Here is a 25250-nt window from a genome sequence, read left to right as displayed (position 1 = left end):
CCTCTACCGCTACCGCGACCTCAACCCCCACGACGGCAACGGCGACGACATCACCGGCCACGGCACCGTCGACACCAACGGCTGGTCCCAAACCCTCCTGTCCGCCCAGCCCAACACCGTCAGCTAATCCACAAGCACGCGATGACCCGGGCATTCCCGCTCCCAAGCGGGAATGCCCGCAGTCTTGTGCCCGGCGACGCGGACCACGCCGGATGACCGGTTGAGGTGAGGCGACCTCCGCGCGGGGAGGCCGCCTCACCGGCGTCAGCCGAGCAGCTCCGAGATCCTGGTCTCCGGTTCCACCACGGCCCGGGTGAGCAGCGTCGCCACCCGCTCCAGGCGCTCCTCGATCTCCTTTCGGTCCCACAGTTCGACGGCGTACTCCAGGTCGAGCACGACCCGCTCCCCCGCCATCCCCGCGTACATCTCCAGCTCATACCGGTTCGCCCGGGTGTGCACGTAGTCGAACCCGACCTCGCACCCGGCCAGCTCCGGGATCGCCGGCCCGTCCCCCGCCCAGTCGGACGTCACCTGGAACAGCGGCATCCGGCGCGGATCCGGGTGAATTTTCAACGCCCGCACCACCTCGTTGAACGGGGTGCTCTGGTGGGCGTACGCCTCCAGCACGGTCCTGCGCACCCGCCCGGTCAGCTCGGCGAAGGTGGGGTCGCCGCCGCAGTCGACGCGCAGCGCCACCATGTTGACGAAGCAGCCGACCACGCCCTCCAGGCCGGGCAGCGGCCGGTTGTCGGCGGTGGTGCCGATCACCACGTCGTCCTGGCCGCTCCACCGCGCCAGCATCGCCGCGAACGCGGCCGTGACCAGCATGTAGGGGGTGGCCCTGCTCTGCCGGGCCAGCGCGAGCAGCCGCCGTGACTCCGCGTGCGGCAGCCGGTGGGCGATCATCTCGGTGTCGCGGCCCTCGCGCCGCCCGTCGCGCGTCCTGGGCAGGACGAGCTCGGGCGCCTCGCGCAGCCGTTCGCGCCAGAACCGCTCCGAGGCCGCGGCCTCGGGTCCGCCGAGCCAGGCCTGCTCCCAGGCCACGTAGTCGGCGAAGCGCAGGTGCGGCGCGGCGGGCGCGGCGTCCCGCTCGGAGTACAGGCGGCCCAGCTCGCCGACGAGCAGTCCGATGGACACGCCGTCGGTGACCAGGTGGTGCTGGATCAGCGCGAGGACGTGGTCGTCATCGCCGAGCCGGTAGAGGACGGCCCGGACGAGCGGCGCGGTGGACAGGTCGAAGCCTCTGCCGGCGTCGCGCGCGGTGCGGCGGGCCGCCTCCCGCGCCCGTTCGTCCTCGGGCAGGGCGGTGAGGTCCTCGACGGGCAGTTCGACGCGTACGCCGGGGTCGAAGCGCAGCACCGGCACGTCGCCGACGAGCGCCACGCGGGCGCGCAGGTTCTCGTGCCGTGCGACCAGCGCGTCGAACGCGCCGCGCAGGGCGTCCACGTCGAGCGGGCCGCGCACCCGGTAGGTGACGGCGGCGATGAAGTCGCGGGCGTCGCCGCCCGCCAGCTGCTCGTTGATCCAGATCTGCAGCTGCGCGGTGGACAGCGCGCTGGTGTCGGGCTCCTCGCCGTCCCGCTCGACCTCCCCGGCCGCGACCGTACGGCCCGTGCGACCGGCGCGGCCCGCGTCGCCGAGCGTGCGCTCCAGCGCGGGGTGCTTGGCCGCCATGTAGTCGGCCAGGTCGGCGGGGGTGCAGTTCTCGAACAGGGCCATCAGCGGTACGCGCACGGCGAGCACGGAGGCGATCTCGCGCACCAGCCGGGCCGCCAGCATCGAGTGGCCGCCCAGGGCGAAGAAGTCGTCGTCGGGCTCCACCTCGTCGAGGTTCATGACGCGCGCCCAGATGACGCAGAGCGCGGCCTCCAGGGCGGGCAGCTCGGTCCGCTCGCCGCGTTCGCCCGCGTCGGGCAGCCGTCCGGTCTCGACGCGGCCGTCCTCGGTACGCGGGATGTGGTCCACCGGCACGATGACGGCGGGCACCATGTACTGCGGCAGCCGCTCGACGAGGGTGGCGCGCAGCGTGTCGGGTGGCGGCCCGGCGACGGTGTAGGCGACCAGTTCGCGGCCCGCGCCGCCCTCGACCGCCACGACGGCGGCGTCACGTACGGCGGGATGGGCGCGCAGGACCTCCTCGACGTCCTCCAGCTGCACCTGGAACGGGCCGATCCCGACCAGCCGGTCCTCGCGCCCGCGCTCGACCACCCGCCCGTCGGGCCTGCGGATGGCCAGGAGGCCGGTGGGACCGGCTCCGCCCTCGCCGGAGCGGCGGACCAGCTGGCCGACGGCCCCGGCGGGCAGCACGTTGCCGTCGTGGTCGAGCACGGTCATGTCGCCCTGGGTGAGGGTGGCCCGCTCCTCAGGAGTGATCATCGGGATGTCCGACAGGGGCTGGGCGGGGTCGTCGGCGACCGCCCGCAGCACCCGGTCGTAGTGGCGCATCACGCGGGCGATCGTGGCCTCGTCGAAGAGGGCGTCGTCGTACTCGACGAAGAAGTCGACCCGGTCGCCCCGGCGCACGGCCTCGACCGCGACGTCGAAGCGGGACCGGCCGCGCGTCACCTCGACCTCGGCGGCGGGCACGCCGCCGATGGAACGCGTCGCAGCCCCGGCGTCCCACATGGTGAAGACGACCTGCACGAGGGGGGTGTGCCCGGCGTCGCGCTCGGGTTGCAGGAACTCCACGAGCTTCTCGAAGGGCACGTACTGGTGGTCGAAGGCGTCGAAGGCGGCCTCGCTGACCGCGTCGGCCAGGTCGGTGAAGGGCGTCTCGCCCGCCGGGCGCAGCCGCACGGGCACGATGTTGGCGAAGAAGCCGAGCGCGTCGTCGAACTCGCGCCCGGGGCGGCCCGGGGCGCCGGTGCCGAGCACCATGTCGCCGCGCCCCGTGTAGCGGTAGAGGGTGGTGGCGAAGGCGGCGAGCAGCACGGTGAAGACGGTGCCGCCGACCCGTTCGGCGACCTTGCCGAGCGGGCCGGTCAGGCCGGGGTCGAGGGGGAAGCGCTCGCGCCTGCCCGCGCTGGCCCGGCGGCGCGGCCGGGGGCGGTCGGCGGGCAGTTCCAGCACGGTGGGCGCGCCGTCGAGTTCCTTCCGCCAGTGGTCGACGTCGGCGGCCAGGCGGCCCCCGGCGAACTGCTCGCGCTGCCAGCGGGCGAAGTCGCCGTACTGGGCGGGAGGCTCATCCCACGGCTCACCCTGCGGCTCTCCCAGCGGCTCGTCGCGTGGCCCGGGGGGTGGCCCACCGTGTGCCCCGTTCTGTGACTCGCCCACCGCCCCACCGGGGGGTTCGCGCCGGTAGGCGGCGTCCAGCTCGTCCAGCAGCAGGTTCATCGAGAACCCGTCGCTGATGATGTGGTGGACCCCGAGCACCAGCGCCTGCCTGCCCGCGCCGAGCGTGACGAGCGAGGCGCGCAGCAGCGGCCCCGAGGCCAGGTCGTAGGGGGCCTCGGCGACCTCGCGGGCGTACTCCATCAGCGCCTGCTCGCCGCCGACGGCCGCCTCGCGCAGCACGGGACCCCGCTCCCAGACCGCCTGCACCGGTTCCGCTCCCTGGTAGACGAAGGTGGTGCGCAGCACGTCGTGCCGCGCGACCACCCGTTCCAGCGCCCGCCCGAGCCTGGCGGCGTCGAGCGCGCCGTCCAGGACGAGCACCTTCAGCTCGTTGTACGAGCCGTTGCCCGGATCGTCCTGCTCGACGAACCAGAGCTGCTCCTGGAGGTAGGACAGCGGGGCGGTGCGGACGGGCAGGCCGGTCACGAGGGCCCCTCCGTCTTCCTCGCGATCACCCAGAGGAAGCGCGACTCCCCGAGCGGTGTCCGCTGCGCCACGACCTCGTCGCGTTCGGGGACCAGGCCCGCCTCGCGCAGCAGGCGCAGGTTCTCCTCGGTGGGGAAGCCGGAGAAGAACATGGTCGAGCCGAACCACTCCTCCACCGCGCCGGGGATGTCCTCGGTCATGAGCGTGGCCAGCAGCAGGCCGCCCGGCTTCAGCCAGCGGGTGATGCCCTCCAGCAGGCCGGGCAGCTCCTCCCTGGGCAGGTGGGTGAGGGTGTAGATGGACACGACCGCGTCGAAGGAGGCGTCGGGGAACTCCGCCTCGGCCATGTCGGCCTGGACGAGCCTCGCGCCGGGCAGGGTCTTGGCGGCGAGCCTGAGCTGCTCGGCGGAGATGTCCACGGCGGTGAGGTCGTGCGCCTCGGCCAGGCGGCGCGACGACTCGTGGCCGCCGCCGACGCCCAGTTCCAGCACGGCCGCGCCCTCGCCGGGCAGCATCCCGAGCAGGTGATCGGTCCAGGTCATCCGGGGGCCGTCGGAGAACTCCGACTGGAAGGCGGCGTAGCGGTCGGCGATGTCGTCCCAGCCCTCGCGGACGATGTCCTTGATGTCGGAGCGGACCTCGGAGTCGACGGCGTCGGCGACCCCGGCGATGGTGGGCCGGTCGAAGAACTCGACGACCGGCACCTCGATGCCGAAGATCGTGCGTACCTTGCCGAGGAGCTGGATGACCTGGATGCTGGTGCCGCCCAGTTCGAAGAAGTGGTCGTGCGGGCCGAGGGAGTCGACGCCGAGCAGCGGTTTCACGATCTCCTCGGCCACCCTGCGCCGGGTCGGCGTCCACTCACCGTCGTCGGTCTCGGTGGTCGTGTCCGTGCGCTCCCCCCTGGCCTGGGCCAGGGCGTCGTGGTCGACCTTGCCGGCCGGGGTGAGCGGGATCTCGGGCACGTGGACGAACTCGTTGGGCACCAGCGGGGCCGTCAGCCACCGGGCCGCGGTCTCGCGCAGCTCGGTCACGCCGGGCGGCTCCTCGGCGGTGGAGGCGACGTAGGCGATCAGGCGGGCGTCGCCGTCGTCGCGCGCCTCGGCCTCGACCACGGCGTGCGCGACCTCCGGGTGCCTGTGGAGGGTCGCCTCGATCTCCTCCAGCTCGACGCGGACACCGCGGACCTTGACCTGGCGGTCGGCCCGCCCGGCGAAGACCAGCTCGCCCTCGGGGGTCCAGCGCACCAGGTCGCCGGTGCGGTAGAGCCGCTCGCCGGGCGTGGTGGCGAACGGGTCGGGGACGAAGGAGGCCGCGCTCGTGCCGGGGCGGCCCAGGTAGCCGCGTCCGAGGCCGGGTCCGCCGACGTACAGCTCGCCGACCGTGCCGATCGGGACGGGACGCATCGCCTCGTCCAGGGCGTAGGCCCGGTGGTTGGGCATGGCGCGGCCGATGGGCGGTGAGGTGTCCCAGCTTCCCTCGCACTCCTGGGTGATGACGCCGACGGTGGTCTCGGTGGGCCCGTAGCTGTTGACGAACCTGCGCCCGGCCGCCCAGCGGGTGGTGAACTCGCCCGAGTAGCTCTCGCCGCCGACGGCGACGACCCGCAGGTCGGGGAAGTCGCCGGGCTCCAGGAGTCTCAGCATCCCGGGGGTGCCCATGTAGACGGAGATGCGGCGTTCGCGCAGCAGGTCGCGGAAGCGCGTCGAGGAGGTGCGGGTCTCGGTGGAGGCGACGTGCAGGGCCGCTCCCGACAGCAGCGCCCCGAAGGCGTCGAAGGTGGAGACGTCGAAGGCGATCGAGGAGAACTGCACGAAGCGGTCCTGCGGCGAGAGCCCGTACAGGTGCTGGGCGCCCCGGACGAACGCGGTGACCGCGCGGTGCTCGATGAGGACGCCCTTGGGCGCGCCCGTGCTGCCCGAGGTGTACATGACGTAGGCGAGGTTGGCCGGGTGCAGCGGCACGCCGGGGTCGCTCTCGTCGCTCCCCGGGTGGTCGTCGACGTTGACCACGCACCACGGGCCCGGCGGCACCTCGGCCTCGGTGGTGGAGTCGGCCAGCACCACGGCGGTGCCGGCGTCGCGCAGGATCGCCTCGACCCGCTCGGGCGGGTTGCCCTCGTCGATCGGCACGTACGCGCCCCCGGCGGCCAGTGTCCCGAACATGGACACGACCATTCCGGCCGAGCGGCGCTGGTAGACCGCGCAGCGGTCCTCGCGGCGCAGGCCGAGGCCGAGCAGGTGCCCGGCCAGGCGGTTGGCGGCGCGGCGCACCTCGTCGTAGGTGAGGGCGGTGCCCTCCTCGTCCGTCAGCGCCGGGGCGGCGGGCGACCTGGCGACCTGGGCGGCGAACCGTTCGATGACGGTCGCCGGCTCGTCGGCCAGCTCGGTGCGGTTCCACTCCTCGACGACCAGGCGCGCGTCGTGCTCCTGGATCGTGTCCATCGGCTCCTCCTTAGGGGACCGTCCTCGGGGACCGTTCGTCGGCGGGCCTGCGGGTCAGGATCGCTCGCCGTCCATCCAGCGGCGCAGGCTCAAAGGACGCATGTCCGTCCACACCTCCTCGATGTGGGCCAGGCACTGCTCGCGGGTGCCGCTGTGGCCGACGCTCCGCCAGCCCTCGGGAATGTCACGGTCGGCCCACCATATGGAGTACTGCTCCTCGTGATTGAGCACCACGGTGTACTCGGCGGTCTCCACGGACTCGGCCATTCGGGTCTCCTTTGCTTCATTCACCATTCGACACGACGTTGCAATCAAACAATGCCATGGTCAAGCAGAAGCGATTTAACGTACTTTCCGTGAAATGTTAGGGTTTTGAAGGGGAGCTATGTGTGGAATAGCCGGCGTATCTGTTCTCGACGGGACCGCCGGGCAGCCGGCCTTCGACGGGCTCGTCACCCTGCAGCACCGCGGCCAGGAGTCGTGGGGCATCGCGGTGGCCGGGCCCGGCGGCGTGCAGGTCCGGAGGTCGCTGGGATTCGCCTCGCGCTCGGAGCGCGGTGACTCGGCCCGCGACGCCCGCGACGACTGGCCGGCCGGGAGGCTCGCGGTCGCCCACACCCGGTACTCCACCACGGGCGCCACGCTGCTGGAGAACTCCCAGCCCCTCGTCCACGAGGCGCGGCGCATCGCGCTGGCGCACAACGGGGACCTCACCAACGCCGCCGACCTGCGCGCCCGGCTCTGCCGCGAGGGCTACGGGTTCCGCTCGACCAGCGACTCCGAGGTCATCCTCGCCCTCCTCGCGGGCGCCCTGGACGCCCCGGAACCTCGGCACGGCGATCCGATCGTGGCGGCGGTCGCGCGGGCCGTGCGGGAGTTGCGCGGCGCGTACTCGGTGGTGTGCGCCGTCGGCGACCGGCTCGTGGCCTTCAGGGACCCGCACGGCATGCGCCCCCTGGTCGCCGGGTTCGCCGAGGGCAGGGCGGTCGTCGCCTCGGAGACCTGCACGCTCGACGCGCTCGGCTGCTCCGGGCAGCGGGAGGTGGAGCCGGGCGAGCTGCTGGTCCTGCGCGACGGCCGCCTGGCCGGGGAGCACCGGGTGGCCGACCCCGCCCCGCGCAGCTTCTGCGTGTTCGAGCACCTCTACCTGACCAGGCAGGACTCCAGGATCGACGGCGCCAGGACCGGCGCGACGCGGGTGGCGTTCGGCGAGCGGCTCGCGCTGGAGTCCCCGGTGGACGCCGACCTGGTCGTGGCCGTCCCCGCCTCCGGGGTGCCCGCCGCCCGGGGGTACGCGCGGGCGGCCGGGCTCCCGCTGTCCGGGGCACTGGTCCGCGACGAGCAGGTGGGCCGGACGTTCATCGAGCCCGACCGGCGGCAGCGCGAGCGCAAGCTGCGGCGCAAGTTCTCCATCGGCTCGCCGGTGGACGGGGCCAGGGTCGTGGTGGTCGACGACTCGATCGTGCGCGGGTCCACCATGCGGCGGATCGTCACGCTGCTGCGCGAGTCGGGGGCGAGCGAGGTGCACGTGCGGATCGCCGCGCCGGCGCTGATTGCGCCCTGCCACTACGGGGTGGACATCGTCGACACCGGTGAGCTGGTGGCGACCGGCCGCGAGGTCGAGGAGGTGTGCCGGATCATCGGCGCGACGAGCCTGGCGCACCTGTCGGTGGCGGGCATGCGCCGGACGGTCGGGAGCGCGGCGGGCGAGGGGCTGTGCGAGGGCTGCATCACCGGCGAGTACCCCACCCCGGTGAGCGCGGGACGCGACAAGTTGAAGCTCGTACCCGCACAGGCCCCGCGGCACGCGGCGCCTCCGGCGGCCGTCCACCCCCGTTGACGGTGATCAAGGCCACGCCTAGCCTCCGCCAAATGGGACCTAACACACAGCCGAACGGCTACGACGACGGTGGTTGCGACGCCCGCTACACCAGGACCGCCTGCCTGTGGGGGCGCAGGCCGGACCAGATCTCCGACGCCCTGGGGGACGCGCTCTCCCTGCCCGGAGCCCCCGGGGAGATCGGCCCGCCCGCCACCCCGCCCGGCGCGGGCGCGCCCGCCGTCCTGGACGTGGGGTGCGGTGAGGGACGCAACGCGGTACGGCTCGCCCAGCGGGGCGCGCGGGTGCTGGCGATGGACGTGTCTGCCGCCGCCCTGGAGAACGGCGCGCGGGCGTGGGGCGACGCCGGCGGGATCGAGTGGCGGCAGGGCGACGCGCGCACCGCCGGGCTGGAGCCCGCCTCGTTCGACGGGGTGCTGGCGTGCAGCGTCCTGCACTGGCTGGAGGACGAGGATCAGGTCGCCGGCGTCGTCGCCGCGCTCCAGGCCGCGACCAGGCCGGGAGGGGTCAACGCCCTGCTGATGTTCAACCGGGGCCACGCCTACCTGCCTCCCGCCGGCGAGATGCGCATGCCGGTCCTGCTGCCCCACGACTGGTACCTCGCCAGGTACGCCGGGTGGACCGTGCTGAGCGCCACCGACACCGACTCCACGCACACGCACAAGGGCCACGAGGAACCGCACACCCACGCGGTGACCAGGCTCGTGGCCCGCAGGGGGGACGGCTCATGAGCCCGCTGAACCCCGCGGGCGCGGACGCGCGAGGGATCGGGACCACCGGCCGTACGGACGCGCGGGAGACCGAACCCACCGACCGCGCGAACGCGCGAGGGACCACGGCCTCCCCGGGTCCGCCGCACCCGCTCGAGTGGCCGGTCTACGACGACGGCGTGGCGGCCAGGGTCGCCGAGCTGGTCACGCTGGGACGCACGTTCGACTACGACTACGGCCCCGAGCTGGCCGAGCTGGAGCGGTCGTTCGCCGAACGGCACGGCCGCGCCCACGCCCTGGCGCTCACCTCGGGCACGGCGGGGCTGCTCGCCGCCTACTTCGCGCTGGGTATCGGGCCCGGCGACGAGGTGATCGTCCCGGACCTCACGTTCTTCAGCACCGCCTCGCCGCTGTTCCTGCTGGGCGCGGTGCCGGTGCTCTGCGACGCGGGCGACGCGAGCGGGAACGTGGCCGCGGCGGACGTGGAGGCGCTGGTCACCTCCCGTACGGTCGCGATCGTCGTCACCCACCTGTGGGGCCACAGCTGCGACATGGACGCCCTGCGCGCGGTGGCCGACCGGCGCGGGCTCGCCCTGGTCGAGGACTGCTCGCACGCCCACGGCTCCACCTTCCGCTCCCGGCCGGTGGGCTCCATGGGCGACATCTCGGTCTTCAGCGTGGGCGGCAGGAAGCTGATCTCCGGGGGCATGGGCGGCATGCTCCTCACCGACTCCGAGGACGTCTTCGCCCGCGCGTGCCTGCTGACCAACTTCCGGCACCGCACCGACCTGACCATCGACGCCGTCCGCTACAAGCCGTTCCTGCTCACCGGTCTCGGCGGCAACTTCCGCATCTCCACGCCGGGCGCGGTGCTCGCCCAGAGCCACCTCGACCGCCTGGACGAGCTGGTGGAGCGCAGGGTGGCCAACATGTCCGCCCTGGCCGCGGGGCTCGGCGAGCTGCCGGGCGTGCGCCCCTCCCCCGTCGCCGAGGGCGTCACGATGGGGGCGTGGTACGACGGGGTCGTCGAGGTGACGCCGGAGTGCCCGTTCAGCCGGGACGGGCTGGTGGTGGCCGGCCAGGAGCGCGGCCTGAAGGTGCGCGCCCCGGCCACCCGGCCGCTGCACGTCTTCCCGCTCTTCCAGGGCACCGCGCCCGACTGGTCACCCCAGGTCGCCGCCGCCGTACGGGCCGCCTCGGCGGTGAACGACCGGCCGTTCCCGCGTTCCACGGAATTGTTCGCCCGGTGGATGAAATTGCCGGTGAATTTTCTCTGGGAGCCGAACTCACCGCTGGTCGGCGCGTATCTCGACGCGTTCGACGACGCATTCTCGATGGCGCGCACCGCGTAACGTCTTTCCTGTTTCCAGCGTTTCCAGCGTCGATTCCGGAGTAATCCACATGAGCCGACAAATGTCCCCCGTCATCCACGCCGTCGCCCCTGCCAGCCTGGAGAGCTGGTTCGGCCACTTCGTCGACCTCGGCCCGCAGGACCGGGTCGTCTTCACCGGCGAGGACCACCGCGTCGATGTGGCCCCGCTGCTCGACGCGATCGGCGGGGCGCCGCAGGCGACGGTGGTCTTCCACTCCAGCCACACGACCCTCGGCCGCGACCAGCTGCTCGCCTTCCGGCTCCGCGAGCTCGGTCACGGGGCCGAGTGCCAGTCGCGGCTGTGCGCCTCGCTGGGCAGCGACAAGATCCTGATGAAGGAGTTCTTCGACCGTTACCACCTGGTCTCCCCGCCGTGGGCGCGGGCCGGCGAGCCGCTGCCCGACGCGGGCCCCGACACCCCCGTGGTCATCAAGGACCGGCACGGCACGCAGAGCGTCGGCACCCGGCTGGCCCGCGCGGGCGAGTGCGACCTGGCCCCCAACGAGCTGGGCGAGCTGTACGTCGACGGGATCGAGTACTCGGTGCTGATCTACCGCGACGAGCACGGCACGGCGACGTTCCCGCCGGTCTGGAAGGGGGCGACCTCACCGGACCTGGTCCCGCCGTGGCGGCGGCTGCGGCTGTGCCCCAGCCCGGCGCTCGGCGGCGCGTGGGAGCGCAAGCTGCGGGCCGTCGGCAAGCGGCTCGCCGACCTGGCCGAGGCGCACGGCTACCTGGAGGTGGAGTTCCTGCTGACCCGCAGTGGCGAGGTGCACCTGCTGGAGATCAATCCCCGGGTGTCGGGCACCATGCGGCTGGCCGCGATGGCGACCCGGCTGCCGATCTTCTCCCTGCACGCCCGGCCCGAGCTTCGCGACCATCTCTGCGCCGCCCGCTTCAGCGGCGAGGTCCCCTACAGCGGCGACCCGATCACCGACGCCGACGGCGAGGTGTTCGCCACGTCCCGGCTCACCGTCGCCGGGGAGAGCCCCGACGAGGTCCGTGCCAAGCTGCGCGAGCTGGGTACGGAGCCCCAGGCGCTGCCCCGCGCCTCCTGACCCCGCCCTCTCGGAAACCCGCGCCCCGCTCTCCCTCTGCCTTTGAAGCCCCTGGCCCCCGGAACCCGATCCTCGAAGCCCAGCCCTCGAAGCACCGGCCTCGGGCCTCCAGGCCGGACCCCCGTCGGCCCGTGTCCCCCGCTCAGGCGGATCGGCGCACCGCCCCCGCCTCCTCGGGTTCCCCCGGCTCCTCCGGCTCCCCCGGCTCTCCGGGCCCTCCGTCCCGGACCTCCCCGTCGCGCCGCGCGTCCCACCGGTCCAGCAGCCCGAGCAGGGGCGCGGTCGCGGCCGTGGAGAGCAGGGCGACGATCACCAGCATCGTGAACAGCACCTGGGTGATGATGCCGAGACTGAGGCCGATGCTCAGGATCACCAGCTCGGTCACCCCCCGGCAGTTCATCAGCACCCCGAGCCGCATCGCCTCCCGCCCCGGCACCCCCATCGGCCTGGCGATGACCAGCACACCGCCGACCTTGCCCGCCACGGCGACGACGAGGATCAGCAGGCACCAGCTCCACATGGCCAGGTCCTGGCTGAGCAGCCCGATCTGGGTGTTGAGCCCGACGAAGGCGAAGAAGGGCGGCAGCAGGAAGGAGGTGGTGAAGTCCTGGGTGCGCTCGCGGACCCGCCGCAGCCGCACGTCGCCGTCGCGCGGGAACAGGGCGCCGAACAGGAACGCGCCGAAGATCAGGTGGATGCCGATCAGCTCGGTCAGCAACCCGGAGACGAGCAGCCCCACGATGACGATGGGCAGCGTCGCCTCCTGGGAGAGCCTCCGGCGCAGCAGCCGGGTCAGCAGTGGCCGTACCACCCCGACCATGACGGCGGCGAAGGCGACGGTGAGGCCGAGCGTGCGCAGCGCCTCGGCGGGCGAGGAGCCGTTGGCCATGGTGATCGCCACGGCCAGCAGCAGCCACGCGGTCACGTCGGCGATGGCGGCGCAGGTGATGGTCAGCGCCCCGGTCGGGGTGTGGAAGAGCCCGCGTTCCAGCAGGATCCTGGCCAGTACGGGAAACGCGGTGACGCTCAGCGCGGCGCCGATGAACAGGGCGAAGACCGGGAACCCGACGGGCGCGGTCGCCAGCGGCGTGTAGATCAGCAGGGCCAGCGCGACACCGAGCGCGAACGGGATCGCCACGCTCGCCTGCCCGCAGAGCACCGCGACGCGGCCCCGCCCGCGCAGCAGGTCGCCGCGGAGTTCCAGCCCGACCAGGAACATGAAGAAGGCCAGCCCGAACTGGGCCAGCAGGTTCAGGTACGGCATGACGGCGCTGGGGAACAGCGCGCGGTGGGCCTCGGGCCACACGGCACCGAGCAGGGAGGGGCCGAGCACGATGCCCGCGGCCATCTCCCCGATCACCCGGGGCTGGCCCAGCCCGCGGAAGACGGCCCCGCCGAGATGGGCCAGCGCGATGACCACGGTGACGGACAGCAGCAGCAGGGGCGTGGCCGGAACCGCCTCCTCCCGCCCCGGCTCCACCGAGGGCACGGGGACGGGACCGGTGGCCGTTCCCGGGTCGAGCCCCAGCATCAGCAGCGCCAGCACGGAGGGCAGCACGACCGCGAGGCCGTACGCGACCAGGGAACGGCGCAGCGTGCGGGTATTCGCCGACCGAAACCGTGAATACGTCATGATCGATTCCATTTCCGAGAGGTTGAATTCCGAACCGGCGCGTATATCACAGAGCAAAAAAAATTGCCAAGCTGATTGAAGACTCAGCTGGTCAACGGCTTGATTCCGTCTTTCCGTTGTACCTCAGGAAGACCATCTGAAAATTACTCATGATCGAAAGTGCGCTTTACAGAACGGCGGGTAAGGGATCGTCCTGACTCACTCCAAGTGCACAGAAATCCGGAGGAACAGTCGCATGCAGGTGCTCTCCCCCAACCGAGAGGCGAACCGCCAAGCCCCGCCATCCTGCGATGAGAGGCCCCCCGTCCCGGCTCCGCGCCGCCCCACGTCCCAGGGCTCCAAGCTGGCCCTGGACGCGTCCGCCAAGCCGCGGCGAACCGGGCTCCAGCTCCCGTCGAGCCTTCCCTTCGACACCTGGCGGCGGATCGGCCACCAGATCTCCCTCATCGCCGACTCCTCCGCCTGGTGGCTCGGCGACTGGCTGGTTTACGGCGAAACCGAATACACCGACCGCTACAAGAGAGCGGTCGAGGAGAGCTCCCTCGATATCCAAACCCTGCGCAATTACGCCTGGGTCGCCCGGCGATTCCCGGTATCCCGCCGGCGAGACAAGCTCAGCCTTCAGCACCACGCGGAAGTGGCCGCGCTTCCCGAACACGAGCAGATGCTCTGGCTCGACCGCGCCGAACGCTTCAACTGGTCCAGAAACCGTTTACGCAGCCAGATCAAGGCGCACCGCACCGCCGCCCTGTCCGCGTCGGGCCGGGCCGCGGAGGCCGCCAAGGAGAAGGCCGTCATCCACATCGACGTACCGGTCGACCAGGAGCAGTCGTGGCGTGACGCGGCCCGCCGGATGAACCGCAGCGTGGAGGAGTGGGCGAGGCTCGTCCTCAACCAGGTCGCCACCGGCCAGATCCCCGCTCGCGGGATCCCCGACACCAAGGCCGGGTGAGGAACGGAGGACAGGTGGGCGCCGTCCACACGCTGTTCGAGAAGAAGGCGTCCGAGGCGCCGGACAGGACGGCCCTGGTCTCCGGGGCCGTCCTGTTCACGTATCGAGACCTCGACGCCCGTGCCAACGGCCTCGCCCGGTCGCTCCTGCGACGCGGCGTCGGCCCCGAGACCCTGGTCCCCCTGCGGCTGGACCGCTCCCCCGACCTGCTCGTCGCGCTGCTCGCCGTCTGCAAGGCGGGCGGCGCGGCGGTGCTGCTCGACCCCGGCTGGCCCGAGGACCGCGTCGTCGCGATCCTCGACGGCGCTCCCGTGGTGATCGACGGCCCCCTCGGCACCTTCGACGCCGAGCCCTCCGCCGAGAGCCCCGGCGTCCCCGTGCACGAGGACCAGCTCGCGTACGCGGTGCACACCTCCGGGTCGACGGGGCGGCCCAAGCTCGTCGGGGTGACCCATCGGGCGATCGCCCACCGGGTCGCCACCCACGCCGAGGCGTACCGCATCACCCCCGCCGACCGCTCCAGCTGGCTGGCTCCCCCGGCCTCGTCGGTCTCGGTGGTGGAGCTGTGGCCGTACCTCTGCTCCGGTGCGAGCGTGCATGTCGCCGACGCGGCGACCGCGGGCTCGCCGCCGGAGCTGCGCGACTGGATGGTCGCCTCCGGGATCACCCGCGCGTACGTGAACATGCCGCTCGCCGAGCTGCTGTACGGCCTGCCGTGGCCCGGGGAGACGGCGCTGCGGCTCATGACGGTCGGCAGCGACGCGGTGCGCGTGTGGCCCTCGCCCGGCCTGCCGTTCGAGGTCGCGGTGGAGTACGGCTCCGCCGAGGCCAACGGCGTGACGAGCTGCCTGGTCCCGCTGGAGGACCGCTGCACCTCGGCCACCGCCGACGAGACCGCCAGGCGCGCCCGGCCCCCCATCGGGCGCGCCTGGCCCGGCGTCGGCGTCCCCGTGCTCACCTCCGCCATGGAGCCGGTCGCGGCGGGCGAGGTCGGCGAGCTGTTCGTGTCCGGGCCCGAGCTGGCCCGGGGCTACCTGGGCGAGCCGGCCCGCACCGCGGAACGCTTCCTGCCCGACCCCTCGGGCGGGGGTGGCCGCGTCTACCGGACCGGTGATCTCGTACGGGAGCGGCCGGACGGGCGGCTGGAGCACCACGGCCGCGTCGACCAGCAGGTCAAGATCCGTGGTCACCGGGTGGAGCCCGCGGAGGTGGAGGCCGTGCTGCTCGACCACCCCTCGGTGCGCGAGTGCGTCGTGACGGGTGTGCCCGGCCCCGGCGGCGACCTGAGACTGTGCGCCTACGTCGTCCACGCCACCACCTCGAACGGCACCTCGAACGGCACCGCGGACGGTGTCCCGGGCGGGTCGTGGGCCGGGGAGCTGCGCGCCTTCGCCGAGGCACGGCTGCCCGCCCCGATGGTGCCGGCCTCCTGGACCGCGATGGAGCGGCTGCCGCTGAACTCCAGCAACAAGGTGGACCGCCGCGCGCTGCCCGCCCCCTCGTGGGGCGATCCCCCCGGAACCGGGGCCCCGGAGGCCGCTCCCCCGAAAGCGGAAGACGGCGAGCGCGAGGAGGGCGCCGACCCGGTGACCGCGGGGGTGCTGGAGCTGTGGGAGCAGGAGCTCGGGGCGCGCGGCGCGCTGGGCGACCACTTCATCCGCTCCGGCGGCGACTCCCTGTCGGCCACCCGCCTCGTCGACCGGATCGGGACCCGCTACGGCGTGCGGATCCGGCTGCGCGACTTCCTGCGGGCGCCGACACCGGAGACCCTCATCCGGAGCATCAGGAACATCAAGGCGGAAGGAAGAACCAGATGACCGAGAGGAAGCGGAGGAGGAGCCGCCCCACGTGGCTGCTGCGCACCCCCGACCCCGAGGCGAGGGCGAGGCTGTGGTGCCTGCCGTACCCGGGGTCGGGGGCGTCGATGTACCACGGGTGGCCGGCCGAGGTGGACGGGATCGAGCTGTGCCCCGTGCAGCTGCCCGGAAGGGAGAACCGGCTGCGCGAGCCGCTGTTCGAGAGTTACGCGGCCGTCGCCGCCGAGATGCTGGAGGGGCTGGAGCCCTACCTGGACCGGCCGTTCGGCTTCATCAGCCACTGCGGCACGGTCTTCATCGGCTACGAGGCGACGCTGCTGCTGATGGAGCGCGGTGGCCCGCTGCCCGGCCACCTGTTCGCCTCCTCGATGGTCCCGCCGCACCGGGCGTCGTGGCCGAGCATCCTCAAGCTCGACGAGGAGCAGGTGGGCGCGCTGGTGTCGGACCTCATGCGGGCGCGCGGCGCGGAGCCGCTGCCGGAGCTGGTGGACATGGCCGCGGGCGTCATGCGCGCCGACGTGGCCGCCTACAGCCGCTTCGACAAGACCGACCCGGTGGAGCTGCCCTGCCCGATCACCGCGATCGGCTGGTCGGACGACACGCAGATCCCCCCGGAGCAGATGGCCGGTTGGGAGGCCTACGGCGAGGCCCGCTACACCGTGCTGGACGGCGGGCACTGGAGTTACCTCCAGGCGCCCGCCGCCCTGCTGGACGAGATCTCGCGGAGCATGTCCGCGCGCGTGCCGGGCTGAACGGGTCGAACGGTTGACCTCAGGTGTCCTTGCCGTCCTCGCGCCCGCCGGGTCCGTCGGCCTCGGCGGGCTCCGGGTCGTCCCGCAGAAGCTCGGCGTCCTCGAGCCTGCGCAGGTTCGGCACCGGCGACAGGAACAGCAGGATGATCCAGGGCAGCAGGAACGCGGCACCGGCGTAGATGGCGGGCTTGACGCCGATCAGCTCGCCCAGCACCCCGGCCAGCATCGCGGCCAGCGGCAGGATGCCGAGGTAGACCGCGCGGCTCGCGCCGATGACCCTGCCCCGCAGGTGGTTGGGGATGACGTACTGGAAAAGCGTGAGCTGGCCGATGTTCCCGGCCACCACGCCGAACACCGTGACGAACCAGATCACCGAGAACAGGGTGATCTGCAGCCACTGCGGACCGGCCACGAACGGCGTGAAGCACAGCACCCGGAAGGCGATCAGGGCGGTCATGATGCCGCGCCCGTAGCCGAACTTCTCGAACAGCTTGCTCGCGAAGACGGCGCCGACGACGCCGCCGATGCTGCCGACGGCGTAGATGAAGCCGATCCAGGTGCCCGACATGCCGAGCTCCCTGGCCGCGTACAGGATGAACAGGGTCAGGATCATCATCGACCCGAAGTTCGCCCCGGCGGAGTTGAGGATCAGCGGCCGGGCGTAGTCGTTGCGGTAGGTGACCCTCAGGCCGTGCTTGATGTCGTGGACCATCGCCGCGACGGCGCCCCGGCCCTGGTTGCTCCGGCGCTCGACGGGCGGCTCGACGTGGCGGATGCGCGACAGGGCGAAGGCGGAGACGAGGAAGGAGATCGCGTCTCCCATCATCACGTACGCGGGCCGGAACATGTCGATGAGCACGCCTCCGGCGCTGGAGCCCGCGATGGCGCCCACCGACTCGGTCGCCGCCATCCGGCTGTTGCCGTCGACCAGCTGCTCCTCGCTCAGCAGGGTCGGCATGTAGGCGGCGTAGGCGATCTCGAAGACCACCGAGAGGCCGCCGACCACGACCGCGACCACGTAGAGCACCCACATGTCCATGAACCCGACGAAGGCCGCGATGGGGATGAGGGCCACGACCACGGCACGCCCGATGTCGGAGCCGACCATCAGCGGCCTGCGGCGGTAGCGGTCGATGAGCACACCGGCGATCAGCGTGAGCAGGAGGGCGGCGATCGTGCGCATGGTGTTGAGCAGGCCGACCTCGAAGGAGCTGGCCTGCAGCATGAGGATCGCGGTCAGCGGGAGTGCCAGGGTGGTCAGCTCGGAGCCGAGGACCGAGATCGACTGACCGGCCCAGAGCCGGTTGAAGTCGGGGTTTCGCCAGAGGGAGGGCGGCTTTTCCCTCGGCGCCCTGACTTCCGTTCTCTGAGTGTCCATAAGATCATTCCGTCCTTGTCGGGTTTCACCTCTGGTTGACTGTAATAAGGTTTTTGTTAAGGGTGATGATATGCGAAATCACCGGAGAGGCACACTGGAAAACAATCAGCGAGTACGTCAGATGACACTCCCCGACGGTCATGTGGTATTCCAGCTCAATCCCGCCGAGACCAGCCTGCAGTATCGCAGTATCGTGGGCGACAGAAGCTACTTCAGGCATGACGTGCGCCTTGAGCCGGGAATGACGGTGTTCGACGTGGGGGCTAACATCGGAATCGCCGCCCTGGCGTTTCATTGGGAATGTCCGGGCACGCGTATTCTCGCCTTCGAGCCCGCCAGGCCGCTTTACGACGCGTTGTGCGCGAATCTGTCCGCCCACGGCCTGAACGCCAAGGCGTTCGACTGCGCGCTCTCCCACACCCCGGGCACGGCGGTTCTCACCGTCTACCCGGAGACCACCGCGATGTCGGGGATGTACACCGACGTCGGCCACGACGCCGAGGTGACCAGGACGTTCCTGGCCAACAGCGGTTTCGCCCCCGAGGACGTCGCCGACATGGCCGAGGGCAGGCACGTCACGGAGAAGCAGGAGTGCCAGGTTCGGACGATCTCCGAGGTGATGGCCGCCGAGGGCGTGGACCGCATTGGACTGTTGAAAATCAACGTCGAGAAAGCCGAATGCGATGTCCTGGACGGAATCGCTCCCGGCGACTGGGAGGCGATCGATCAAATCGTCATGCAGGTCCACGACATCGACGGCAGGCTCGCGTCCGTGCGCGACGATCTCACCGGTCGTGGATTCCAGGTCGACATCGGCCAGGACCCCCTGCTGAAGGACACGGACATCTTCGACGTGTACGCACGGAGGAATTCCCCATGACAGTGGACACGACCGTGAATCTGAACGATCTGGATCTGGCGGATCCGGACATCTACACGGCCCCCGACTCCGGCCTCGGCGTCCTGCATTACCTGCAGGAGCACCGGCCGATGTTCTGGAACAAGAGGTCGGACGGGCCGAGCTTCTGGGCTTTCACCAAATACGCGGACGGCGTCGCCGTCTATCTCGACAAGACGAATTTCACCTCCGAGCGGGGCATGCAGGTCGGGCAGACCGAGTCCGCCGCCCGCGCCGCCGCGGGCAAGATGCTCATCGTCACCGACGGCCGCCACAGCCAGCTGCGCGACGTGATGAACCCCGCGCTCACCCCCCGGGTGGTACGCCGCCTGGAGGGCGCGATGCGCGAGACGGTGGGCGGGATGCTGGAGGAGAACGCCCAGAAGGACTCCTTCGACTTCGTCGACACGGTGGCGGGCAGGCTCCCGCTGTCGGTCATCTGCGAGCTGCTGGGCGTGCCCCGCGCCGACTGGGACCTGATGATCCAGTGGACGCGCACCGCGTTCGGCTCCGCCACCTCCGACGACGTCATCTCCGACGCCGAGAAGGCCGAGGCGAACGCCAACATCTTCGCCTACTACGCCGACCTGCTGGCCGAGCGGCGCGACAACCTCGGCGACGACGTGATCAGCGTGCTGATCCGGGGGCAGATCGACGGGACGCCCCTCACCGACGAGGAGATCCTGCTCAACATCAACGGCCTCATCACCGGCGGCAACGAGACGACCCGGCACGCCTCGGCGGGGGCCGTCATCGCCCTGGTGGAGAACCCCGATGAGTGGAGGCGGCTGCGCGAGGACCCCTCGCTCATCCCGACCGCCGTGGAGGAGGTGCTGCGCTGGACCGCCCCCAGCCTCAACGTCATGCGCACCGCGCTGCGCGACACGAGGATCGGAGATCAGACCATCCGGGCCGGTGAGCGGGTCAGCGTGTGGCACCCGGCCGTCAACCGCGACGAGGACGCCTTCCCCGACGCGCGCCGCTTCGACGTCGGGCGCACCCCCAACCGGCACCTCACGTTCGGCCTCGGCAAGCACCTGTGCATCGGCGCGGCGCTGGCCAGGTTCGAGCTGCGCGTGCTGCTGGAGGAACTGACCGGCCGGGTGGCCCGCATGGAGCTCACCGGGCCGGTCAAGCGGCTGCGCTCGAACCTCATGTGGGGCGTCGACCGCGTCCCCGTCCACCTAGAACTCGACCACGCCGGGCACTGATTGGAGCACCCCATGCCGGACAGTAAGACTCCGCTGTCGCCGATCCAGGAGAGCGGCTGGAGGTCCTACCGGGCAAAACCCGCAGGGGACCACACCGACCAGATCACGCTCGCGGCGCGGTTGCGCGGGCCCGTGGACGAGAAAGCCCTGACCGCCGCGCTGGAACGCGTGCTGGAGGCGCGCGAGGACCTGCGGCCGGCGTCGCCCGGCGGCTCCGGCGCGGAGCCACGGCCCGTCACCGTCCCGGATCCGGTGGAACTGGGCAGGCACGACGCGAGCCGCCGCGAGGAGGCGCTGGCCCGGCTCGTCTCCGAACAGGCCAACCGGGGCCTCGACCTGGAGACCGGCCCGCCGGTCCGGATCGCCCTGGCCCGGATGGCCGACGACGACCACGCGCTCGTCGTGACGGCGCACCGGCTCGTGGCCGACGAGCGCGTCCTGGCGGGCCTCGCGGAGGAGATCTCCCGGGCGTACGAGGACGCGTCGGGCACCCCGCGCGCCACCGCGTCTCCGAACGCGTCTCCGAACGGCCACCACTCCCCCGCGGCCTCGTCCAACGGCCACGCCGCGAACGGCACCGGCGGGGAGGCCGCCGACCTCGCCTACTGGCGTGACCGGCTCGACGGCACGCCCCCCGCCCTGGACCTGCCCGCCGACCGAGGCCGGCCCGCCGTACCCGGCTTCGCGGGTGCCCGGGTGACCTTCACCGTGCCGCCGGAGACGGCCGCGCTGGTCGAGACCGTCGCCCGCGAGGCGGGCACCGGGACCGCCGCCCAGGCGGCCCGGACGGCTCAGACGATGGCGCTGTCCCGCTGGTCGGGCCAGGCCGAGGCGACCCCGGAGACCGGTACCGACACCCGGGCCGTCACGCTGGCCGCGTGGGCGATCGCGCTGTGCCGCTGGTCGGGCCAGGACGAGGTCGTGGTCGGCGTACCCGTGCCGGGCGACGGGCGCGCCCCCGCGTTCCCGATCCGGATCGGCTGCGAGGACGATCCCTCGTTCGCCACCGTCGTCGCCCGGGTGCGCGACGCGCTGGACGGGGCGGCGGCGCACGGCTCCTACCCGGCGCACCGGCTGGCCGAGGAGCTGGGGCTGGACGCCTCCAGCGGCGTGCAGCCGCTCTACCAGGCGGAGTTCGACCAGGTGACCCCGGCCTGGGACGCGCTGCGGCTGCCCGGCGTGCGGACCTCCGAGCTGGTGGCGGGCCGTTTCCCGCTCGCCTCGGACCTGGCGCTGGTCCTGGTGCCGGGCTCGCTCGACGGGGAGCTGCGCTACGGGCTCGACCTGTTCGACGCGCCGGGCGCCCGGACCAGGGCCGAGCAGTACGTCACCCTGTTGTCCGAGGCCGTACGCGACCCCGGGCGGCCCGTCTCGTCGCTGTCCCTGCTGGACGCCGAGCAGCTGCGGCTGGTGGTCGAGGAGTGGAACCGCACCGAGGCCCCCTTCGACGAGGAGGCCGGTGTCGGCGCCCTGTTCGAGGCGCGCGCCGCCGCCGCGCCGGACGCGCTCGCGGTGCTCGCCGGTGAGCGGCGGCTGACCTACGGGGAGCTGGACGAGCGCGCCAACCGGGTGGCCCACCGGCTGGTCCGCGAGGGGGTGCGGCCCGGCCACGTCGTCGGCTCGATGACCGGCCGCTCGGCCGAGGCGCTCGTCGCCTTCCTCGGCATCGTCAAGTCCGGTGGCGTCTACCTGCCGCTGGATCCGGCGCTGCCGCCCGACCGGCTGGGCTACATCCTCGACGACAGCGGGACCCGGCTCGTCCTCACCGTGGCCGAGCACTCCGGCCGGGTGCGTGACGACCGGGTGCGCACGATCGAGCTGGACGCCGGGTGGCGCGCGATCGAGGCGGAGGAGCCGGGCACCAGCCCCGGCGTGACGCCCGCGCCCGACGCCCCCGCCTACCTCATCTACACCTCGGGCTCGACCGGGCGGCCCAAGGGCGTGGAGGTGCCGCACCGCGGCGTCGGCAACCTCGCCTCGGCCCTGTCGCGGGAGTTCTCCCTGACGCCCGACGACCGGGTGGCGCTGTTCGCCTCGCTCAGCTTCGACGCGTCGATCTGGGAGATCACGATGGCGCTGCTGAACGGGTCGGCGCTGTGCGTGCTGGACCCGTCGGCGATGACCCCGCAGGAGACGGCGAAGGCCATCAGCGACCAGGGGGTGACCGCGGCCACGTTCCCGCCGACGTTCCTCAGCACGCTCAGGGGCGACGAGCTGGGCACGGTCAGGCTCATGGTCGTCGCGGGCGAGCAGTGCCCGACCGGGCTGGTGCGGACCTGGGGTCCCGGCCGTACCTTCGTCAACGCCTACGGGCCGACGGAGACGACCGTGTGCGCCACGATGGGGACCTGTGATCCCGCCGCCGCGTACGCGCCGCCGATCGGCCGGCCGCTGGCCAACTTCAGGACCTACGTGATGGACCGCTGGCTCAACCCGCTCCCCGCGGGCGTGCCCGGCGAGCTGTACGTCGGCGGTACCGGCCTGGCCCACGGCTACCGGGGCAAGCCCGCGCTGACCGCGCAGTCGTTCATGCCCGACCCGTACGGCCCTCCCGGCGCGCGGCTGTACCGGACCGGCGACCTGGTCCGCTACCTGCCCGACGGCCGGCTGCAGTACGTGGGCCGGGTGGACCACCAGGTGAAGATCCGTGGTTTCCGGGTGGAGCTCGCCGAGATCGAGGCCGCGATCACCCGCTATCCGGGGGTGCGCGAGGCGGTGGTCAGCGTGCGCGACGACCGGCTCGTGGCCTACGTCGTGCTCGACGACGCCTCCAGGATCATCGCCGACCGCAGCGGCCTCACCGGCGAGCTGCACCGGTTCCTTCAGGGCTCGCTGCCCGCGTACATGCTGCCCTCCTCGTACGTGACGCTGGACGCGATGCCGCTGACCTCCTCGGGCAAGGTGGACCGCCAGGCGCTGCCCGAGCCCGGTCTGGACGGCGGCGAGGACGGCGACGACGACTTCGACGCGCCGCAGACCCCGACGGAGCAGACGATCGCCGCGATCTGGGCCGAGGTGCTGAAGCTCAGGCGGATCGCCCGCGAGGACGACTTCCTGGAGATCGGCGGTCACTCCCTGGTGGCCGCGCAGGTGATCACCCACGTGCGGGAGAGGTTCGCGGTGAACGTGCCGATCCGGGTGCTGTTCGAGAACCCGGTGCTCGCCGACTTCGCCGAGGCGGTGGACGGCGCTCTCGCCAAGGCCGAAGCCAAGGCCGGGGCGAAGGTCTGAGCGGGGGACCGGCGGGCGGGGCATCCCGCCCGGCGGGATGCCCGGCATGACCCGGCACGACGAGGGCCCGTGAGGATCATCCTCACGGGCCCTCGTCACGCGCGGCCCCGGTGCCCTGCGGGCGGTCCGGCGTGCGGTCCGGAAAGCGGCTCAGCGCCGGCCGGGCAGCGCGGCGGTCTCGGACTCCGGCCGCCAGGTGGGGAGATACTCCCGCAGCCGCAGCACCATGCCCTGGCAGTAGGAGGCGTTGTGCTCCAGGCTGCGCTCCGGCATGAACGGCAGCTTGCGCCCGCGCGGGTGGTCGAGCTCCAGACGGGTCAGGTGCTCCTGACCGGCCTCCAGGCCGGTCACGTCGAGGTCGATGAGGAGGGCGGCCAGGTCGGCGGGCATGTCCACGACCGAGGTCGTCTTCCCGCGCGCCCCGGCGCGCGACTCGACGCCCAGCTCGGCGAAGTCGTAGCGGGGCGGCTTCGGCTTGGCCAGGTAGATGTAGGGCCGGGCCAGCAGGTCGAGCTCGAACGCGGCCCGCGCCCGGGGGTCCTCCCACCAGGACTGGCCGCGGGCGAAGTCGACGAGCAGCCCGTCGAACTCCTCGCGGTGCGAGTGCAGGACGATGTGCGCGACCATCCCGAAATTATGGAAGTCGTAGTTCCAGAGTTTCTCCACCGAATCGCGGAAGAAAGCCGCGACCTCGGTGTCCGTGCGGCTCTCGAAATACGTCGCGGCATCGGTGAAGAAGTCCTCGAACTTCCTGGTTCCGGACCTGTCCAGGTAATTGGCGAGGTAATACAGGCCGCGCAGGTTGTAGAGCGAGTGGACCGCGTAGTAGAACCATGTGCCGCGTTCGCACTCCTCGCGGCTGACCCAGTTGGTGCCGACTACGACATCGGCCTCCGTGACATCACTGGGAACGCGTTCGACCTGCACGCCGAGAAGGTCGCGCTTGGCGTATATCGAGGTGTTGTGAAGAAGGAGCTGCGGATAGACGATCAGCGTGTCGGCCCGCAGGCGGCACAATTTCGCGACCCCTTCCTTGTACGAGTCCAGGGTTTCCCCGGGAAGCGGCCAGATCAGCTCGATGTAGGAGCTGATGCGCTTCTCCCTGAGCGTCCTCTGCAGCTCGGTGTAGGTCGCGGGCTTGATGTTCGAGCGGTCGACCAGCTCAAGGGTCCTGGAGCTCATCGACTGCAGGGAGATGGGCTGGCTGGTCAGCAGGCCGCCCTGTACGAGGATCTCGGTGATCTCGGCCATCCGGTCGGGCTTGTTCTTGGCCGCGGCCATCGAGACCATCACCGGGTAACCGTTCTCCTCGCTGCACTCCACCAGGTGGCGGGTGAGCTCCACGTCGCGCGGGGCCATGCCCCAGTTGGCGTCGGCGATGAAGATCGACACGAAGTTGTTCTTGCTGATCCAGGTGATGTCGTCGCGGACCCGCTGGTCCTCGAACTTGTGCACCTTGTCGTTGGTCGCCGCGCCCCAGAAGCAGAAACCGCAGCTGAACGGGCATCCGCGGTTGGTCTCCAGGATGGCGGTGGTGTACTTGCCCTCCTCGAAGACGCCGGAGGTGAAGGGCGAGGGCACCTCCATGAGGTCACGCACCCGCTCGGCGGCCTCGGTGGTGACGAGCTCACCCGAGCGCCAGAAGCTGACCCCGTGGACCTCGGCGAAGTCGGGCGCGTCGCTGATGATCTGGCGCAGGTACTGCACCATCGTCTTCTCGCCCTCGCCGTTGCAGACGACGACGTTCTCCCTCTCGGGGGCGACGTACTCGTCGGCGTGCAGCATGACCTGCGGGCCGCCGAGGATGAACTGGGCCTGGGGGAGCCGCTCGTGCAGCGCGTCCAGCACGGCGCGGGCGAATCCGATGTTCCAGATGTAACAGCTGATGGCGTACACGTCGCTGCGTTTGCCGAGGAGTTCGGCGATCACTTCCTCCCGGTCGGCGGACACCGGAGCGGAGTAGATCTCGAACTCACATCGTGGTCCCACCTCCGGATCGTGCTGCGCGTAAGCCTGCATGTAACCGGAGGCGAGGGGCAGGATGGCCTCGAATGCAGACAGCTCGACGAATGTGACTTTGGTGTTCATGACGCTCGTCCCTGCGTAGTCTGAGTAATTGCTGAAGCCGATCGGTTGGAATCCGCTCATGGTTTCACAGGGGGACGGGACGAACAACGCACGCCATTTGCGGTCGG

General features: G+C 71.7%; 16 protein-coding genes. 10 read left to right on the top strand and 6 right to left on the bottom strand.

Going from position 1 to position 25250, the window contains the following annotated elements; all coding sequences use genetic code 11:
• Window positions 1-264 precede the first annotated feature (264 nt).
• From ABD817_RS24630 to ABD817_RS24620, 3 genes are read right to left on the bottom strand one after another with little or no spacing between them, the layout of a single operon-like run.
• Window positions 265-3759 (bottom strand): condensation domain-containing protein, encoded by a 3495-nt coding sequence (locus tag ABD817_RS24630; RefSeq protein WP_344920479.1) that lies wholly within the window; start codon window positions 3757-3759, stop codon window positions 265-267.
• Complete coding sequence (locus ABD817_RS24625) at window positions 3756-6203, bottom strand: non-ribosomal peptide synthetase (protein WP_344920478.1); 2448 nt, start codon at window positions 6201-6203, stop codon at window positions 3756-3758. The genes ABD817_RS24630 and ABD817_RS24625 overlap by 4 nt, the downstream gene beginning before the upstream one ends.
• Before the next feature lie 54 nt (window positions 6204-6257).
• A complete protein-coding gene (locus tag ABD817_RS24620) occupies window positions 6258-6470 on the bottom strand; it encodes an MbtH family protein (protein WP_329080205.1) in 213 nt (70 codons plus the stop codon).
• 118 nt (window positions 6471-6588) lie between these two features.
• Between ABD817_RS24620 and purF the strand changes: the two genes are divergently transcribed.
• The 4 genes from purF to ABD817_RS24600 all read left to right on the top strand — a co-directional run bounded on the left by purF (window position 6589) and on the right by ABD817_RS24600 (window position 11183).
• Window positions 6589-8043 carry an amidophosphoribosyltransferase gene (gene purF, locus ABD817_RS24615; protein ID WP_344920477.1) on the top strand — a complete coding sequence of 485 codons (1455 nt, stop codon included), beginning with the start codon at window positions 6589-6591 and terminating at the stop codon, window positions 8041-8043.
• A gap of 32 nt (window positions 8044-8075) precedes the next feature.
• Window positions 8076-8774, top strand: a complete 699-nt coding sequence (locus tag ABD817_RS24610) for a class I SAM-dependent methyltransferase (RefSeq protein WP_344920476.1) — start codon at window positions 8076-8078, stop codon at window positions 8772-8774.
• Window positions 8771-10105, top strand: a complete 1335-nt coding sequence (locus tag ABD817_RS24605; protein ID WP_344920475.1) for a DegT/DnrJ/EryC1/StrS family aminotransferase — start codon at window positions 8771-8773, stop codon at window positions 10103-10105. Before ABD817_RS24610 ends, ABD817_RS24605 begins: the two co-directional genes overlap by 4 nt.
• A gap of 61 nt (window positions 10106-10166) precedes the next feature.
• Window positions 10167-11183: an ATP-binding protein gene (locus ABD817_RS24600; RefSeq protein WP_344920474.1), complete on the top strand. Its 1017-nt coding sequence runs from the start codon at window positions 10167-10169 to the stop codon at window positions 11181-11183.
• 142 nt (window positions 11184-11325) lie between these two features.
• Here the strand turns inward: ABD817_RS24600 and ABD817_RS24595 are convergent, their stop codons facing one another.
• Window positions 11326-12816, bottom strand: a complete 1491-nt coding sequence (locus ABD817_RS24595) for a cation:proton antiporter domain-containing protein (RefSeq protein WP_344920473.1) — start codon at window positions 12814-12816, stop codon at window positions 11326-11328.
• A 235-nt stretch (window positions 12817-13051) separates the two neighbouring features.
• Here ABD817_RS24595 and ABD817_RS24590 point away from each other — a divergent pair, with 235 nt between their 5' ends.
• Genes ABD817_RS24590 through ABD817_RS24580 form a run of 3 tightly spaced genes read left to right on the top strand, consistent with a single transcriptional unit; the run spans window position 13052 to window position 16337 of the window.
• Window positions 13052-13768 carry an LmbU family transcriptional regulator gene (locus tag ABD817_RS24590; protein ID WP_344920472.1) on the top strand — a complete coding sequence of 239 codons (717 nt, stop codon included), beginning with the start codon at window positions 13052-13054 and terminating at the stop codon, window positions 13766-13768.
• 14 nt (window positions 13769-13782) lie between these two features.
• On the top strand, window positions 13783-15585 hold the full coding sequence (locus tag ABD817_RS24585; protein WP_344920471.1) for a non-ribosomal peptide synthetase: 1803 nt from the start codon (window positions 13783-13785) through the stop codon (window positions 15583-15585).
• On the top strand, window positions 15582-16337 hold the full coding sequence (locus tag ABD817_RS24580) for a thioesterase II family protein (protein ID WP_344920470.1): 756 nt from the start codon (window positions 15582-15584) through the stop codon (window positions 16335-16337). The genes ABD817_RS24585 and ABD817_RS24580 overlap by 4 nt, the downstream gene beginning before the upstream one ends.
• A gap of 19 nt (window positions 16338-16356) precedes the next feature.
• Here ABD817_RS24580 and ABD817_RS24575 read toward each other — a convergent pair whose 3' ends face one another.
• The gene (locus tag ABD817_RS24575) at window positions 16357-17715 is read right to left on the bottom strand and encodes an MFS transporter (protein ID WP_344920469.1); all 1359 of its coding nucleotides are present in this window, start codon (window positions 17713-17715) and stop codon (window positions 16357-16359) included.
• Between the two features lie 70 nt (window positions 17716-17785).
• On the opposite strand from ABD817_RS24575, the gene ABD817_RS24570 reads away from it, so the two are divergent.
• From ABD817_RS24570 to ABD817_RS24560, 3 genes are read left to right on the top strand one after another with little or no spacing between them, the layout of a single operon-like run.
• Window positions 17786-18595 (top strand): FkbM family methyltransferase, encoded by an 810-nt coding sequence (locus ABD817_RS24570; protein ID WP_344920468.1) that lies wholly within the window; start codon window positions 17786-17788, stop codon window positions 18593-18595.
• Window positions 18592-19824, top strand: a complete 1233-nt coding sequence (locus ABD817_RS24565; RefSeq protein ID WP_344920467.1) for a cytochrome P450 — start codon at window positions 18592-18594, stop codon at window positions 19822-19824. The genes ABD817_RS24570 and ABD817_RS24565 overlap by 4 nt, the downstream gene beginning before the upstream one ends.
• 12 nt (window positions 19825-19836) lie before the next feature.
• Window positions 19837-23055 (top strand): non-ribosomal peptide synthetase, encoded by a 3219-nt coding sequence (locus ABD817_RS24560; RefSeq protein WP_344920466.1) that lies wholly within the window; start codon window positions 19837-19839, stop codon window positions 23053-23055.
• Window positions 23056-23205: 150 nt separating this feature from the next.
• Here the strand turns inward: ABD817_RS24560 and ABD817_RS24555 are convergent, their stop codons facing one another.
• The gene (locus ABD817_RS24555) at window positions 23206-25143 is read right to left on the bottom strand and encodes a B12-binding domain-containing radical SAM protein (protein WP_344920465.1); all 1938 of its coding nucleotides are present in this window, start codon (window positions 25141-25143) and stop codon (window positions 23206-23208) included.
• Window positions 25144-25250 lie beyond the last annotated feature (107 nt).

This window comes from Streptosporangium oxazolinicum (assembly GCF_039537505.1).
In the GTDB taxonomy this organism is placed as follows: Bacteria; Actinomycetota; Actinomycetes; order Streptosporangiales; family Streptosporangiaceae; genus Streptosporangium; species Streptosporangium oxazolinicum.
This window is presented reverse-complemented; position numbering and strand designations above follow the sequence as displayed.

Coding starts and splice junctions, on each gene's coding strand:
- ABD817_RS24620 (WP_329080205.1), bottom strand. CDS start 6,470: ATGGCCGAGTCCGTGGAGACCGCCGAGTACACCGTGGTGCTCAATCAC.
- ABD817_RS24575 (WP_344920469.1), bottom strand. CDS start 17,715: ATGGACACTCAGAGAACGGAAGTCAGGGCGCCGAGGGAAAAGCCGCCC.
- ABD817_RS24570 (WP_344920468.1), top strand. CDS start 17,786: ATGCGAAATCACCGGAGAGGCACACTGGAAAACAATCAGCGAGTACGT.
- ABD817_RS24625 (WP_344920478.1), bottom strand. CDS start 6,203: ATGGACACGATCCAGGAGCACGACGCGCGCCTGGTCGTCGAGGAGTGG.
- ABD817_RS24590 (WP_344920472.1), top strand. CDS start 13,052: ATGCAGGTGCTCTCCCCCAACCGAGAGGCGAACCGCCAAGCCCCGCCA.
- ABD817_RS24580 (WP_344920470.1), top strand. CDS start 15,582: ATGACCGAGAGGAAGCGGAGGAGGAGCCGCCCCACGTGGCTGCTGCGC.
- ABD817_RS24610 (WP_344920476.1), top strand. CDS start 8,076: ATGGGACCTAACACACAGCCGAACGGCTACGACGACGGTGGTTGCGAC.
- ABD817_RS24605 (WP_344920475.1), top strand. CDS start 8,771: ATGAGCCCGCTGAACCCCGCGGGCGCGGACGCGCGAGGGATCGGGACC.
- ABD817_RS24595 (WP_344920473.1), bottom strand. CDS start 12,816: ATGACGTATTCACGGTTTCGGTCGGCGAATACCCGCACGCTGCGCCGT.
- purF (WP_344920477.1), top strand. CDS start 6,589: ATGTGTGGAATAGCCGGCGTATCTGTTCTCGACGGGACCGCCGGGCAG.
- ABD817_RS24565 (WP_344920467.1), top strand. CDS start 18,592: ATGACAGTGGACACGACCGTGAATCTGAACGATCTGGATCTGGCGGAT.
- ABD817_RS24555 (WP_344920465.1), bottom strand. CDS start 25,143: ATGAACACCAAAGTCACATTCGTCGAGCTGTCTGCATTCGAGGCCATC.
- ABD817_RS24560 (WP_344920466.1), top strand. CDS start 19,837: ATGCCGGACAGTAAGACTCCGCTGTCGCCGATCCAGGAGAGCGGCTGG.
- ABD817_RS24600 (WP_344920474.1), top strand. CDS start 10,167: ATGTCCCCCGTCATCCACGCCGTCGCCCCTGCCAGCCTGGAGAGCTGG.